General features: G+C 46.0%; 11 protein-coding genes. 6 read left to right on the top strand and 5 right to left on the bottom strand.

The window, feature by feature from the left end:
- Positions 1 to 54 precede the first annotated feature (54 nt).
- The 3 genes from NLBNIHML_RS16610 to NLBNIHML_RS16600 all read right to left on the bottom strand — a co-directional run bounded on the left by NLBNIHML_RS16610 (position 55) and on the right by NLBNIHML_RS16600 (position 2,543).
- Complete coding sequence (locus tag NLBNIHML_RS16610; protein WP_494352349.1) at positions 55 to 570, bottom strand: hypothetical protein; 516 nt, start codon at positions 568 to 570, stop codon at positions 55 to 57.
- A gap of 52 nt (positions 571 to 622) precedes the next feature.
- A complete protein-coding gene (locus tag NLBNIHML_RS16605) occupies positions 623 to 1,408 on the bottom strand; it encodes an isocitrate lyase/PEP mutase family protein (protein WP_494352348.1) in 786 nt (261 codons plus the stop codon).
- A gap of 73 nt (positions 1,409 to 1,481) precedes the next feature.
- Entirely contained in the window at positions 1,482 to 2,543 is a 1,062-nt protein-coding gene (locus NLBNIHML_RS16600) for a bifunctional transcriptional activator/DNA repair enzyme AdaA (RefSeq protein ID WP_494352347.1), read from the bottom strand.
- Between the two features lie 306 nt (positions 2,544 to 2,849).
- Between NLBNIHML_RS16600 and NLBNIHML_RS16595 the strand changes: the two genes are divergently transcribed.
- Together NLBNIHML_RS16595 and NLBNIHML_RS16590 are read left to right on the top strand one after the other, a co-directional pair.
- Complete coding sequence (locus NLBNIHML_RS16595) at positions 2,850 to 3,227, top strand: LysM peptidoglycan-binding domain-containing protein (RefSeq protein WP_342571437.1); 378 nt, start codon at positions 2,850 to 2,852, stop codon at positions 3,225 to 3,227.
- A gap of 454 nt (positions 3,228 to 3,681) precedes the next feature.
- Positions 3,682 to 4,251: a hypothetical protein gene (locus NLBNIHML_RS16590; protein WP_494352346.1), complete on the top strand. Its 570-nt coding sequence runs from the start codon at positions 3,682 to 3,684 to the stop codon at positions 4,249 to 4,251.
- Positions 4,252 to 4,594: 343 nt separating this feature from the next.
- Here NLBNIHML_RS16590 and NLBNIHML_RS16585 read toward each other — a convergent pair whose 3' ends face one another.
- Positions 4,595 to 5,512 (bottom strand): phosphatidate cytidylyltransferase, encoded by a 918-nt coding sequence (locus NLBNIHML_RS16585; RefSeq protein ID WP_494352345.1) that lies wholly within the window; start codon positions 5,510 to 5,512, stop codon positions 4,595 to 4,597.
- 96 nt (positions 5,513 to 5,608) lie between these two features.
- Here NLBNIHML_RS16585 and NLBNIHML_RS16580 point away from each other — a divergent pair, with 96 nt between their 5' ends.
- The 3 genes from NLBNIHML_RS16580 (at position 5,609) to NLBNIHML_RS16570 (ending at position 9,177) form a co-directional block, all read left to right on the top strand.
- On the top strand, positions 5,609 to 6,163 hold the full coding sequence (locus NLBNIHML_RS16580) for a hypothetical protein (protein ID WP_494352344.1): 555 nt from the start codon (positions 5,609 to 5,611) through the stop codon (positions 6,161 to 6,163).
- 521 nt (positions 6,164 to 6,684) lie between these two features.
- Positions 6,685 to 7,980 carry a GntP family permease gene (locus tag NLBNIHML_RS16575; protein ID WP_339238755.1) on the top strand — a complete coding sequence of 432 codons (1,296 nt, stop codon included), beginning with the start codon at positions 6,685 to 6,687 and terminating at the stop codon, positions 7,978 to 7,980.
- Between the two features lie 30 nt (positions 7,981 to 8,010).
- Complete coding sequence (locus NLBNIHML_RS16570) at positions 8,011 to 9,177, top strand: glycerate kinase (RefSeq protein WP_494352343.1); 1,167 nt, start codon at positions 8,011 to 8,013, stop codon at positions 9,175 to 9,177.
- Positions 9,178 to 9,311: 134 nt separating this feature from the next.
- On the opposite strand, the gene NLBNIHML_RS16565 is transcribed toward NLBNIHML_RS16570, so the two are convergent.
- The gene (locus tag NLBNIHML_RS16565; RefSeq protein WP_494352342.1) at positions 9,312 to 10,358 is read right to left on the bottom strand and encodes a CdaR family transcriptional regulator; all 1,047 of its coding nucleotides are present in this window, start codon (positions 10,356 to 10,358) and stop codon (positions 9,312 to 9,314) included.
- Positions 10,359 to 10,813: 455 nt separating this feature from the next.
- On the opposite strand from NLBNIHML_RS16565, the gene NLBNIHML_RS16560 reads away from it, so the two are divergent.
- A complete protein-coding gene (locus tag NLBNIHML_RS16560; protein ID WP_494352341.1) occupies positions 10,814 to 14,842 on the top strand; it encodes an S-layer homology domain-containing protein in 4,029 nt (1,342 codons plus the stop codon).
- Positions 14,843 to 14,903 lie beyond the last annotated feature (61 nt).

Genomic DNA, 14,903 nt, shown 5'->3' with positions numbered 1-14,903 from the left:
TGATTATACTATTCATCAATCGCTGTTCAATTCAATTCAAGGAATGTGTATGTGTTAAGCCTGAGCTTGTGGTTTGAATCCTTCGTCTTGGAGATACTCGCCAGCTTCGCTACGTGTTTCAAAGGCCATATCCAGATTATCGCCGGAATACACATACCACATGTCATCTTCATATTTTAAAGTCAGCGTATGTCCATCTTCATCGACCCATGTTCCGCCACCCGTAGAAGTTGGAGCCAATGAAGGAGCAGCTTTTATTTGTTCTGGCTCTTTGAATTCAACTGCATTGGGATTGTGAGACATCGCTTGGATCGTTTCATCTAACAAGGTGCGCAGATCTGCTTCGGAGTAATCGCGAATATTGACGAATCCTTTAGCATCGGTCTCATAGTCAGGCAGTAGACCTGCATAGATATAACCGTTACCGTTAGGGTGAATGTGGAGAGCAACAATTTTTTTATCATACGCACTTTCCTCGTAGTGGAAATTCACACGACCGAGAGAAACGTCTTTGCGTTGCAGTTGGGGATACGATTGTAACACTTCAAGCTTTTGTTCCACGTTAAGCATAATTGCCTCCTAGTTAATGTTGGGTAGGGGTGATTATACCATAGGTGATCGCTTATGACGATTCGGAACTACTCAGCAAAATACTTCGCCCCAGTTCTTTCAGATGTTCCATAGCTTGCAGGTAAGGATAAGGCCCATAGCTTACGCGTGCTACACCCAATGCGGCAAGTTGTTTGGGTGAAGGCTCAGGAGACGTAACCATGATGTTAATTGGCAGCGGTGAACGCTCACACAATTCTTGAATCAACTGGTGATCCTGTAAGCCGGGTACGAACAGACCGCTGGCCCCTGCATCTGCATAACGGTTCGAACGCATGAGTGTTTCCTCCAGCAGGGAATGGTTATGGTGTTCCGGTGCATGTTGCAGAAAAATATCTGTGCGGGCGTTAATGAACAAAGGTATGCCTGCCTGCTCGGCAGCTTCCCGGGCGGCGGACAGTCTCGGGCATTGCTCCTCCACAGTGTACAATCCCAACCCAGCGGGAAGTTGATCTTCAATGTTAATTCCTACAGCACCATGATCGATGACTTGCAGGACATTTTGCTTCACTTCTGACACCAACCTCCCATACCCTCCCTCTATATCAATCGTTACAGGCAGATCCACGCTCGCTGTAATCCGTGCGAGATTGGCAAGTACCAGATGGAATGGCATGGCATGGCCATCTTGCCCACCATGGGCCGCAGCAACGGACCAGCTTCCGGTCGCAATGGCCGTTGCGCCAGCGGATTGAATGGCTTGTGCACTTCCGGCATCCCACACATTGACCAGAACTAGTGGTTTTCCTTTCACATGGTATTGTTGGAACAACGCTGCCTTCTCTTCTAAGATCCTCATATTAGGATGACTCTCCTTTGTTATATCATGTATTCCTTTAGTATTTGATGCGTACTTTATTGCTTCATTTTCGTTATTCGCAGCTACCCTGTTCCTGTTGTTTCTCATGCGTCAAAAGCCAGTTCTTGCGAGTTAATCCCCCGCCGTATCCGCCTAGTTCACCACTGGCATTGATTACACGGTGACATGGGATCACAATGGCAAGCTGATTAGCCCCATTCGCCTGTGCTACGGCTCGGCAAGCAGTCGGTTTACCGAGTGCATTGGCAATTTCCTGATATGACCTCGTTTCACCTGCCGGAATGGCCATTAGCTGTTCCCACACCTGTTTTTGAAATAGTGTTCCTAAACAGAACAACGTTGTGTCGAATGCTGTCCTTTTTCCTTGAAAGTACTCGTTTAGTTCACGCTCAATGGACTGTATGGGAGCCGTAGTACCAGGTACGATAGCTGATTTGGTCCGTTTGCGCAGGCGCTCAACTTCGCGTTCCAGGCCTCTACGATCCACAAATTCCAGTAAATATAGGGCCTCATCATCTGCAATAGCCATCATCGGACCAAGGCGGGTGTCAATCCAGGACGCTTTTAGAACTTGCCCTTCATGAACTTGAGTGGGAGCAGCACCCATGATCCGTGAAAAGGCATCGCGGAAGCCGCTGCTTGACTCGTACCCGGTAGATAATTGACTATCAATCACGGTGCGTCCAGAACGAATATTCTTCAGGGCAAGCCCCATGCGTCGGGCGCGGGCATATTCGACAAAGGTCATGCCGAACCGCTTCTTGAACTGTCGGCGAGCCGTAGATTCATCGATGGAGAGTGCCTTGAAGTCCTGTCCTTTCCAGCGTTTCTCCGGATTTCTCTCCACAGCTTCGACTAATAGGCGAACCACATCGGAGACTTGGTTGGGATGAGAGAGCGGGCGGCAGCGCTGGCAAGGGCGATAAGAGGCCAGAAGTGCCTGCTGAGCCGTCTCATAGAATTCGCAGTTTTCGAATTTTGGTTTTCGTGCAGGGCATGTGGGACGACAGAACACACCTGTGGTTCGGACCCCTACATAGAATAAACCCTCGTATTCCGAATCCTTGGCCACAAGCGCCTCGTAATATTGTTCCTTCAGATCAGCAGAAATCATGGGGGCACGTCCTTACCTCATTAGAATCTTTATCTATAACCTATTATAGAAAAACGTTACAGCATGCATCGCCGAAAATCAGGCATGAATATTGGAAAGATTGCATTGAATATCCCGATGAAATTTGGTTGTTCAGAATTTGTTTAGAGTGAACTGGTAGTATAGACCTATCATCGTGAATCGACTTAGGCAAAGATACCTAGGTGTCGAAAAACAGAATTGTATCTTGTTCATTGTTATAGGAAAAACACATAGGTAAACATGAAATTAAAGATTAACGGAATGAAATTTTGGAGGTCGACTAGAATGAAATATTCTACGTACAAAAGCATATATGAATCCGTTTATACCAAAACGTCTGATTCTCGCACCTTGCATTTTAAAGAGCAATTCTTGCAGCGTGTGAAGACACCAACCCGGCTATTGAAGATCGCCACCATAACTCTAATTATAATCATAGGGTGCAGTGCTGTATTCACCGTGTTTGCCGGAGATGAGCAAGTGTTATCGGGGGACCGGATCGTTGTATCTCCGGGAGATACGCTGTGGGGCATCTCTGTGGCACATAAACCTCAGCAGATGGACACGCGTGTGTATGTAGAAGCCATTAAGAAAGTGAACAAACTTGAGCATAACGCCATCCGGATTGGAGAAGTGTTAGTTTTGCCGGGGTTTGATCGATAGAATCATCTGTGCATGATTTCATGAACAAAGCTCTTTTTTATTCATTGAAATGCTGTCACATACTGAATTTATGAATCATTTACATATAATGGAGCTTCATGAGGGACGATATGGTGTAGTGATTAATAAGTGGTGTGCTATATAAGTTGAACTAAAGAGTATTTACACTGACACTAACGATGACAGAATAACCTTCCAATCGCTGTTATCTCCAGATTTTTTCGATTCCCTTTTCCAAAGGGGAAAATCCGGGGATAGCGTATGCTTTCGAAGCAGCTTTCTTTCAGAAAGCTTTTAGGCGAAGTGTATGCTTTCGAAGTAGCTTTCTTGCAGAAAGCTTGTAGCTTCGCTTTTTCAGATTGTTTCTGTCCTCTCCGTTATCGTGTAAATGATTAATTCAACTGATATAGATGTATGTGCTGTAGATGAATGAAGGGAGAATGAGATGATGACCATGAATATAAAGAAATCTGTACTTTGCATGTCTGTGCTCTGTATTTCGCTAGTCGTTAGTGCCTGTGGTGCCAAAAATAATAACGAATCCGTTCAGGAACACGCCTATCCGCAATCGAAGCAACCCATAGAGGAAGCTGGAGAGAGCTCTGTGCCAAATGCGGATGCGAAGAATAACAGTGATCAAGGAAGTGCGAGTGGTGATGAGGGCAAGCCTGCGGCTCAATCGGAATCCACTGAACCGTCTGAGCAGATTGATATCGTCATTGACCAATCGGAGAAACCGATCGAGGGCAACAGCTTTGATTTTGGCATTAAACAAGTTCCGAAGGGCTATACACTAACGGAGATGCGATGGACGTCTAACACGGTGACCATTGTGAATTCGCTACAGGAAGCCATCGAACATGGTGGAAATGGCGAAGAGGGGTTTTACTTTAGCGGAAATGGACAATTCTCCGGATTTATCTACTCGGATGAGATGAAGGGCGAGCGTGGCAAAGCCACATTTGTCTTCACCAATGATGAGGGGAACGAAATCATGGCCGAGAAGGAAATTACGTTGAAATAGCACATACATCATGCAGGCTCAGTCTGGAGCTTGTTGAACAGGAAAAGCAGCCCATTCGGCTGCTTTTTTTGACATGTATGTCACCGATCTGTCTGTTGCTATATCTGTAAAGAATGAACTAAAGATTTACACAAGAACGTAGAGGACAGAAATAACCAGAAGAAGCGGAGCTAAAAGCTTTCTAAAGGAAAGCTGCTTCGGAAGCATAAACTTCGCCTTTATCCCATGATTTTCACCTTTATAAAAAGAATTAAAAAATCGGGGGATAACAGCGATCTGAAGGTTGTTCTGTCATCGGAGTGGCAAGTGTAAAAATTACTTTTTAGTTCATTTTATATAGTTGCTACATAAAGTCAAAGAAATAACGGACCACGTGGAACATTACCGGAGAGGTGTAGGTCAGGCTGTCGACCCGGCTCAGGTAGCTTTTTTTGAGCGAATCAAACTTGTTGTCATCCCCGATTAACAGATCGCGCTTCAGTACAGACACGGTCAGACTGCCGAAGAATCCGGCCAAACTGATCAGCACCCCGATGAACAGCGAGAATTTCCAATCGAATGGTGTCAGGTAGGGATGGATGAAATAAGACGTAGCTGTCGTTACAATGAACGCACATGCGAACCCCTCCCAGGTGACAAACGGATTGGCGGTAGGTACCACTTTTCGTTTGCCCAGATAGAGAGAGACCAGATAATGCACCACATCGTTAAGCTGTGTTAACACGACCAGGAACAGTACCAGCTTGGCCCCATACTCCGGTGTGGCGAACGGGAAATAGGCCAGGTGGCTCAGCCCAAAGACCATCAGCATCAATCCCCATTGTGTGGAGCTGACACTGCGCAGGAATCCGACCGTACCTTTGTTGATCAGGCGCGGCAAGGGAAGCACCAGGAACACATATAGTGGAATAAACACGATAAACATGCCATACCATCCAATGTAGATCCAATAGAACTGGACTGGAATCGCCAGATACGCCCATAGGAACAGCCTGCGGTCGGCTTTGCGTGTACTGCGAATCATGGAGAAGTATTCTTTGAGTGAGAAGAATGCCAATACCATGAGGGAGATCAGGGACACGATGGGGTTGAAAAGGGTAGCGAGGCAGAAGATCACGAACATGCCCCACCAGGTTTTGATTTTTTGGCCGATGCCTGAATAGTCTTTGCTTGGTTGAAGCTTCGCAATCACTTTGTAGACGATATGTATCACAAGTAAAGCTGTGAAGATTAACGTTAGAGTAAAGATTGAGCTGCTCACGTACCGATCACCTGCTTATTCAAAGTAAGATTCCATTATAGGGCACCTATGTTATTATGAAGGAATAGTGCCAACTTGATAAGGGGAAATTTTGCTATGACAGATGAACGCTCCATCTATATTTTGCTTACGAATACAGGAACGTTGTTTACCAAGGTTATTCAGAGCTATACCCGAGCGCCATATAATCACGCATCAATCGCATTTGACAAGGAATTATCCGAACTGTACAGCTTCGGTCGCAAGCATCCGAGTAATCCGCTGAACGGCGGGTTTGTGAAGGAAGATATTCAGACAGGTACATACAGCAAGTATCCCAATACCACATGTGTCATATATGAGCTTCAGGTCACGGATCGTGAAGTGGAAAAGATGAAACGTGTGCTGCACATCTTCATCCGCAGTCGCCAGAAATATATGTACAATCTGCTCGGTGTGATTGGCATTACGCTCAAGGAGCCGGTGGAGTTCAGCAACTCCTACTTCTGTTCCCAATTTGTAGCCGAGATTCTACAGCGTTCAGGCATCAAGTTATGGAACAAGTTGCCGGCGCTCGTGACACCGGATGATTTTCGCCAGAGTGAACGATTGCAAATGGTCTATGAAGGGAAATTGAGTGAGTATACGTTGGGGAATACAGAGCAGGAATAGGGTAGGTGCGTGTGCTGATGCTTGCCAAGGAATTCAACCATAAACCAGCCTGCTGCCACGAGATGACGAGGCAACAGGCTGTTTGTGTATTTCATATAGATAATGGTGAGAGCCGATTTCTAAGGAACACAGGACGTCTTATTTGGCCTCTCGGCCCTCTTTTGAAAATGTAAGGAACACGAGACACGTTATTTCCCGCAATCACTTGATAAATACGCTGCAAACGGTTATTTATTCAGGTATAGCGTGTCTCAGGTTCATTAGATTTCTGTGGGCGCTTCAAACCGCTCAATAAGACGCCTCAGATTCTTTAGCGATCCGGTTCAGCTCAGCTTTTGCCCCAACCCCGTGGGTTAGAGGAAGGATTCGATTCGCGGCCGTCCAAGTGCAGTATATCATTTGAAGGGACGAAATTCATTATGCATATGCACAATGAATTTCGTCCTTTCATCAATATTTATTCTCGCCTCCAGCAACTATAATGAAAGCGTGTTCAACAAGTGCATGGGGGGCAATTACTAATGGAACCTTTAACAATTAGCTGGATTGGCGCGCTGGCAGGACTGGCTATAGCCATCATTTTAATTTTGAGGAAGCTGAATCCGGTCTATTCTTTATTTCTGGGTGCAATTGTAGGCGCTTTAATTGGCGGAGCGAACCTGGATGAGACCGTAAATATACTGGTAAATGGCACGCAAAGTGTTATGGGAACGGTACTCCGTGTATTAGCCGCCGGGGTGCTTGCAGGGGTCATGATGGAATCGGGAGCGGCGGAGACGATAGCTCAGGCGATCGTACGTAAATTTGGCGGAAGCAAAGCGATTCTCGCCTTGGCACTGGCTACGATGATCATTACCGCGGTTGGGGTATTTATACCCGTAGCCGTGCTGATCGTGGCACCAATTGCATTGTCTGTAGGTAATAAAATGGGCATATCCAAATTGGCCCTACTGCTGGCTTTATCGGGTGGAGGTAAGGCGGGCAACATTATCTCTCCGAACCCCAATACCATTGCAGCAGCACGAGGATTCGATCTTGATCTGAGCAACGTTATGCTGGCAGGCGTAATTCCCGCCATCTGCGGCTTGATTGTAACTGTAATTGTAGCTTCAATGCTCAAGAACAAGGGGGTTATGGTTTCTGACCAGGAAGCCGAACAGGGCGATATAGATACATCGAAGTATCCTCCACTGAGCAAAGCCATTGTTGCTCCGTTGGTAGCGATCATTTTGTTGATGATCAATCCCATCGGCTCTATTACGGGCATTGATGTATTGTCTACTTTCAAAGTGGATGCGATGTACATCCTGCCGATTGCAGGCATCATCGGTATGCTGGCGATGGGGCAAGGCAGAAACATCGTGAAATATACAACCTCAGGATTAAACAAGATGACAGCAACTGTGCTCATTCTAGTAGGTGCAGGCGGAATCGCAGGACTTATCTCTGCTTCAGATCTGTCGGGTCAGGTCGTTGGTCTGATCGAAGCATCCGGAATATCCGGCACCTTCCTCGCACCAATCGCGGGCATTCTGATGGCGGCAGCAACGGCTTCGACATCGACGGGGGTTATCTTGGCAACAGGTTCCTTCGGTGATGCCATCCTGAACATGGGCACAGCACCACTCGCGGCCGCTGTTATGGTGCACACCGGGGCTACCGTTATCGATTCCCTACCACAGGGCAATTACTTCCACGTGTCGGCTGACAGCATGAAGATGACAATTCGTCAGCGGATGGGCGTTATTCCATATGAAGCAATTGTAGGTGGCACGATGGCGATCGTTGCAACGATATTGTACGGATTTATCCTTTAATTCTTGAATTTAACGGATGGAGTGAGAGAGATGAGAGATACGGTAGAAAATAGAGGCATGACGTTTGTTCTGGCACCAGATTCGTTTAAAGAAAGCATGACTGCGAAAGAAGTATGTATCGCGATGGAAAAAGGATTGCGTAAAATATATCCGACCGCAGGATATATTCATGTCCCCATGGCGGATGGTGGGGAAGGCACGGTCCAGTCCCTTGTGGATGCTTCTGGCGGTTCCCTTCACCAGCAAAAGGTGAGTGGACCCTTAGGTCAGACCGTGACTGCCCAGTATGGCATTCTGGGTGACGGAACAACGGCGGCCATAGAGATGGCATCGGCCAGTGGCATACATCTGGTTACCAAGGAAGCCCGAGACCCGCTACGGACGACAACGTATGGAACAGGAGAGTTAATTCGGGCATGTCTGGATCTGGGTATTCGTAGAATGATTATCGGCATTGGTGGCAGTGCGACGAATGATGGTGGTGCTGGTATGGCTGAAGCGCTTGGTGCCAAGTTTCTGGATGCACAGGGTCAACCGCTTGCGCGGGGTGGTGGGGCTTTGAATCAACTTGCTCAGATTGATGTATCCGGTCTGGATGAGCGTTTGAAGGAAGTGGAATTCATTGTCGCCTGTGATGTGACCAATCCGCTCTGCGGGGAGCATGGGGCATCAAGGGTGTTTGGGCCACAAAAGGGGGCTACCCCAGAGATGGTTGAGCAGCTGGATGCGAACCTGTCCCATTATGCAGATGTAGTGAAACAGCAACTGTACAAAGATATCCGTGATATACCAGGTGCCGGAGCGGCTGGCGGATTGGGTGCGGGACTTTTGATTTTTACACAGGCAGTGCTACGTAAAGGGATTGAAATTGTCATTGAATATACGGAGTTGCGTGAAAAATTGGTTGCTGCGGATGTGGTATTTACGGGCGAGGGCGGTATTGACTTCCAAACGAAATTTGGTAAAACGCCCTATGGTGTTGCTCGGGCAGCCAAGGAAGCGGGTAAACCTGTGATTGCCCTTGCAGGCTATGTAGGTGAAGGGATCGACACCCTGTACGCGGAAGGCATTGATGCCATATTTGGTATTGTGCCTGGGGCAGCAGATCTGGAGCAACTATTGCGAGAAGGCCCGGAAAATGTAGAGCGTACAACCGAGAACATTGCCAGGGTGCTGAAACTGGGTCTACTCTCTTAGAACAGTGACGATCGGGATTGTACGGGGAGTTACGCAATCGTATGGAATGCGATGTAAAAAAGACGGGATACGGATATGCCTGAAATCAGGCGGTCTGTGTCTCGTCTTTTGCTGTTCTGTAAGCTGTTAGGACGTTATTGGTAGAACGCGAGTAGTCCGTGGGTCAGTTCAATGAGTTCCAGCAGATTACGGGGGTCTTTGCCCGTCAGGGTCTGTATGCGTTTGAGCCGATATTGAAGCGTATTGCGGTGAATATTGAGATGGTCCGCTGTTGTGCTCATACTGCCGTTATAGTGGATAAAACTGCGGAGCGTGTCCAGCAGATCGGCTGTATCCTCAAGTTTGCTGATAATATTGGCATGAGGGGTTAGTTCAGCTGCGCTGAATCGTACCAGAAAGGGCACATCCTCATACCGAATGATCGGTGTGTCTGGTTGAAGTGCCAACAGGATGTTCATCACAGACCGGGCCTGTTCATAACCGGTGGCGATGTTCGCTTCTTTTTGACTAACGGCGATGAATGCTTCGGGTGAAATCTGACTCAAAGTCTGGATTGTAGGATCAACATCTGCTTCATTCTGGATCATAATGATCTGTGTGTCGCCATTACCTTCAACAGAGAATGAAGGAACTTGGAGCAATATTCGGTTGATCTCAGTGTCCGCAGCCATGGATTTACTGGGGAAACGGATATATAGAAGAACGGTCGGTAATTGCAAATCAATGCGGTATTGCAGGGCTTCCTTTTTGACCTTCTGTGAGTAGGAACCGGATTGGTTCAGCAGTCGTTCGATAAAGGCTTTTTTACGTGAAGCTTCATGGGCCATGCTTTCCAACTGATTACGCTGTTCGATCAGGAGAGATACGGTGGTACGCACGATGTTGCAGAAAGGCCGAACTTCATCCGGATGACCGGATATGCCAATGACTCCGACATGCTGCTGATTGAATAGAATCGGTTCATTGGTCCCCATTTTCTCAAGTATGCCATCTTCCCAGACCTCAACCATGCTTCCTGTCGTCAACGCGCGGACAGCGCCCTGATGAACGGTGCCCACACGTTCCTTCTGACCACTTCCAATAATAATGCCGTGCTCATTCATGATGTTGATGTTGTATGGAATGTCCTGCATCATTTTATCTACGATATCCTGTGCCTGTCTCTCCGATAGCTGCAACAACGAAGTTCCACCCCTTCCATCTTATCGTGCAAAATGTACCTCTTCTCTGATGAGAATTCCGCCCGATATCCATATTGTGCATCTGAACGAAATTATAGAGGAATGGTAAGGCTTACACAAGCGAAGTGGCTACAATGAAGAGATTACTCATACCGTTACATAGTTAAAAACCAAAACATCATGACCGACAGCACATTGTATGTGGATGGCGGGTACACTTTGATTTAAGAGTCTGAGTTATATAGGTCCAAAAGAATATGATTTTAAAAATAAAATGATGAAATATGGCGAAAAAAGTTGAGTTCTACCCTGGTTTTGCACTACAGGGTGGATCTTTTTCCTTTTATTATCATTTTTTGTTTAGATTCTGTTTATTGCAGTGCACTACAATAGGCCTTACGTATCAGAGGGATTGAGTTTATATGAAAAAACATGAGACAGGGAGGATCAAGTACATGAATTACAGAAAGCTGATAAGCTGCCTTTTAATTGCGGTTTTGTTATTACAGGTGGTTAGTGTGGGTGGGGTTGCAAGTGCCGACCCGGTCACACCGTTGGACCAACTTAATATGGAGAGAGAGATGTATATTGAGTCGGATGAGAGTACGACGGTGACGCATGTTCAAAATTTACTTGAACAACAAGATTTAATCACACTACCTGAAGATTATGAAGCATTGGACGATAATCAAAAATATGAAATTGCCAGAGGCATGGTCTTGCTGCTTCCACTGGAGTTCTCATACGAGAACAACAATCAGGCCAATTACGTATTTGATTTGGTGTATCATCTTATCTCATTTCCTAAGCAGACTGAGTCGAGCACGTTGCAGTACAGCATCAATCTCGTTTATAGCCTGCTGGCAGAATGGTCCACTTATTTCCCGAATGTTGGAAAACCTGACTGGACACAGGCTGGCAATGATTATATGAGTTTAATGGGTGCAGACTTATCAATGTTTACGAGTAATCTTATGTTCTTTAATATTATTTTCATGAATTCTAGCGATCCTACGCATTTTAATAGTCAGTTGGAATTTATGGTTACTAAGATATCCGAATATAAAGAACTGAATGGAGCACTTGACCTTTCCAGCATGGAAGCATCATTGGATAATCTTTATGGTATGTATGACTTCATTCAAATGCATGTCATTTTTAATCCAAACCCTAACATTCAACCTTTTGTTTTTGATATGGGAAAGATGTCGACCATCCAGAACGATACAACCCAAAAATCCGAACTGGCTCAATGGATGATTGATCATAAACCGCAAAACGGTTATGAAACAGTATCCCAGGTTCAAACTGCGTTTGATGCGTTCTTCAATAAGGATACAACGCTGACCAAGTATAACGAACTGAAGAAAGAAGCGGATCGGGGTAACAGCAACGATTTTATCCAAGACATTATTGTATTACTACGCGATGAACAATTCATTACCGAGCCTGACTTCAAGATGCTTTCTGTCAAAGATCAGGAGGATATCGCAATATACTTACTGGATATAGATCCGCCAACAAATGCTGGATATGAGAAAAAAGAAGATGTTCAATTTTTGGTGCAAGTAGCCTTGAAGGCACTTGAAGTCATTCGCGAGATTGATGGACCAAACGCAATAACTGCACTTGATGAGTTCTATAACAAGCAAGCAGAGCGAGTAAATCATTTCAACGAGCCCGACCCAGCAGGGGAATACTATCGACTTATTAATACTTACCTCACATCCTCCGAAATGGACAAATGGATGACTAAGTATCGATATGCAATTAGGCTGAAAGGGAAAGAGTCCATCTCCCAAGTTGTCAAATTCACCGACACTGCTGTGGAAAGAACACCTTATCTAAACCAGGCCTTAACGGAAGCAGAAGTGTTGGGTTCCCTGGAGCACTTCAGATCTATTCAGAAAGATGTTGAGAAATATAACTCCGATTACCCAGAAAGTCCGTTGGATGTTTTCCCTCTGGACTTTGCCGAAATGGATAACTTAACAAACGAGTACAAGCAACAACTGGCAGATCATATGCTTAGTGAGAGACCACTTGGTGGATATGCAAGTTTCGAAGCAATTCAGACTGCCTTTAATAAATTTTTCCCTGATGACAACGGAACTGATCCACTGACTGCCTTAAATATTGCAAAAAGCAACTTTGATAGAGATGCTATGCGTGTTGCGATGGAAAACCCGGATCTGGGTATTACTCTGCCGGATGGCTACGGCGCTTTAACCCCGCAGGTTAGAAATTTCATTGCAGGATTCCTGATTCAATATGTAAGTAAAGAGTTCAAAAATAAAGAACAGGTTCAATACATGATTGAACTGGGTGTCCTCGCACAATCGGTTTGGGAGCAAAAGGAATTTGTTACTCTTAAAAACAAGCTGGATGCACTTGCGCAGAAGTTGGCCAATTTGCCGGCATCCTTTAATGATCAACAAAGCGAAGAATATCGTAGTATTGGTCAAGAATACTTGAAACGTACGAACGAAGTAGACAAAAGTGTGTTTGCTTACAGATATTTGTATTCAATAGCCTACGAGAGGTTAGAAGGGAATTACCAAGGGGTTATCGTGGAACCTATGGTTGTGTTAGGGCTTTTGACTACGCCATACCAGTCTATCGACAAGGCTACCAAGGTTGATCGAATGGATCAATGGCTTGATTCAGCTATGAATGATTACATTACAGGTGAAGCATTCTTCAACAAATACAAGTTTGATCGTACAGGTGCCCTTGATTTATCCAAAAGAGCAGAGCTGAGTCCTGAAGACCAAAAGGAATTGGCAGAATGGTTACTCACTGAACAAGAAAGCTACGAGACTGTTGAGAATCTACAGTATGTATTTGATCGTTTCTTTACAGCTCCTAATGTGAAAGGGAATGACATCAATAACACCCTAACGGGCTTGGACGACACGATGGAGATTTCCTTTGACAACAAGTTGCACTGGTTGGATCTGGCTAATATTCAGAAACTTGATCTTAGCGGTAATAAAACGGTATGGGTTCGTTACAAAGCAATCAGCGATGAACTGCCAGGCCGCGCCGTGAAGTTTGTCTTTACACAGAACGGAGATAGCAACACTGATAATGGCTCAACACCTAACCCAGGTGGAAGTAGTGGGGGCGGTTCTACGTCTGTACCTGTAACATCTACACCTGCACCAACAACGAAACAGGAACAGATCGTGGTTGACGTCAATGGGACGAACGGTACCAACTTGACCAAAACACCGATTACCCGTACAACGGAAACCAACGGCACCATTAAAGATTTGGTGAAAATGACCGAAGCGATTGCGAAGGAATCCGTGGAAAAAGCGAAGCAATTGAACATGAACACCGCACGCATTGTCATTCCAGACACCAAAGATGCCGTGTCCGAGACACGGATTGAACTGCCTAAGGCAGCCGTGAAAGAACTGAATGATGGTTCGCTGAAACTTGAAATTTCTACAGAGAACGTAGTGATCTCCGTTCCGACGAGTTCCATCGCCGGATTCGATCAGGACCTGTACTTCCGTGTGGTTCCGCTGAAGAAAGAATCGGAGCGCAAAGAAGTTGAAGAGCGTGCGAAGAAAGAGCAGCTGATTCAACAGGTCGCTCCGAATGCGAATGTACGCGTACTGGCTCGTCCAGTTGAAATTGAAACCAATATGCAGAGCCGCGAAGTAACACTTACGTTGCCACTGCGTGATAGTCTGCCGACTGATCCGGCTGCTCGTCAGCAAGCATTGGACAACCTGGCGATCTACATTGAACACAGTGACGGCACCAAAGAACTGATGCAAGGGAAACTGGTGCAACTCGCGGATAACAGCGAAGGCATTGAGTTTACCGTGACAAAATTCAGTACATTTACCCTCGTTGTGGTGGATGGGCTAAAAGCTTCACAAAGTACACATCAACCGTATATCCAAGGTTTTGGTGCAGATTTCCGTCCGGATGCATTCGTAACCCGTGCACAGATGGCAGCCATGCTGGCTCGCAATCTTCCAACTAAAGAAGCAGCAACAGGTTCCACTACTAGTGTAAGCTACACGGATGTATCTGCTACGCACTGGGCAACAAGTGAGATTCAAAAGGCTCAATCTGTTGGCATCATGAACGGCATGAGCCACACTCAATTCGCACCGGAAGGTTCGATTACCCGTGCACAGATGGCGACCATTGCGTATCGTTGGATGCAGCAACAGCAAGTAAACACAGCAACGACGACAGGTACAGTAGTCTCCTTCACAGATGTACCCGCAGACCTGTGGGCAGCAGATGCGATTGCATACGTGCAATCGGCTGGCCTGATGGTTGGCTACAACGATGGTACATTCAAACCAGAAAGTAAGCTGACGCGTGCAGAAGCCGTGAAAGTGCTGAATGTATTGTTCAACCGTACACCACTCACTGGTGTAGTTACATCAACGTTCAGCGATGTACCAGCAACACACTGGGCATATGCAGATATTGAAACTGCCGCTCAAAAGTAATTTCTGTTACACAAGCATAGAGCCCAGAATGAAGGGGAAGAGCAGGTTATCGATAAGATAA

The sequence above is a fragment of the Paenibacillus sp. JNU01 genome, from assembly GCF_059130585.1.
This window is presented reverse-complemented; position numbering and strand designations above follow the sequence as displayed.

What these genes read in the sequence shown, in the direction of transcription:
- NLBNIHML_RS16610 (WP_494352349.1), bottom strand. Translation starts at nt 570, where the DNA reads ATGCTTAACGTGGAACAAAAGCTTGAAGTGTTACAATCGTATCCCCAA.
- NLBNIHML_RS16605 (WP_494352348.1), bottom strand. Translation starts at nt 1,408, where the DNA reads ATGAGGATCTTAGAAGAGAAGGCAGCGTTGTTCCAACAATACCATGTG.
- NLBNIHML_RS16600 (WP_494352347.1), bottom strand. Translation starts at nt 2,543, where the DNA reads ATGATTTCTGCTGATCTGAAGGAACAATATTACGAGGCGCTTGTGGCC.
- NLBNIHML_RS16595 (WP_342571437.1), top strand. Translation starts at nt 2,850, where the DNA reads ATGAAATATTCTACGTACAAAAGCATATATGAATCCGTTTATACCAAA.
- NLBNIHML_RS16590 (WP_494352346.1), top strand. Translation starts at nt 3,682, where the DNA reads ATGAATATAAAGAAATCTGTACTTTGCATGTCTGTGCTCTGTATTTCG.
- NLBNIHML_RS16580 (WP_494352344.1), top strand. Translation starts at nt 5,609, where the DNA reads ATGACAGATGAACGCTCCATCTATATTTTGCTTACGAATACAGGAACG.
- NLBNIHML_RS16575 (WP_339238755.1), top strand. Translation starts at nt 6,685, where the DNA reads ATGGAACCTTTAACAATTAGCTGGATTGGCGCGCTGGCAGGACTGGCT.
- NLBNIHML_RS16570 (WP_494352343.1), top strand. Translation starts at nt 8,011, where the DNA reads ATGAGAGATACGGTAGAAAATAGAGGCATGACGTTTGTTCTGGCACCA.
- NLBNIHML_RS16560 (WP_494352341.1), top strand. Translation starts at nt 10,814, where the DNA reads ATGAATTACAGAAAGCTGATAAGCTGCCTTTTAATTGCGGTTTTGTTA.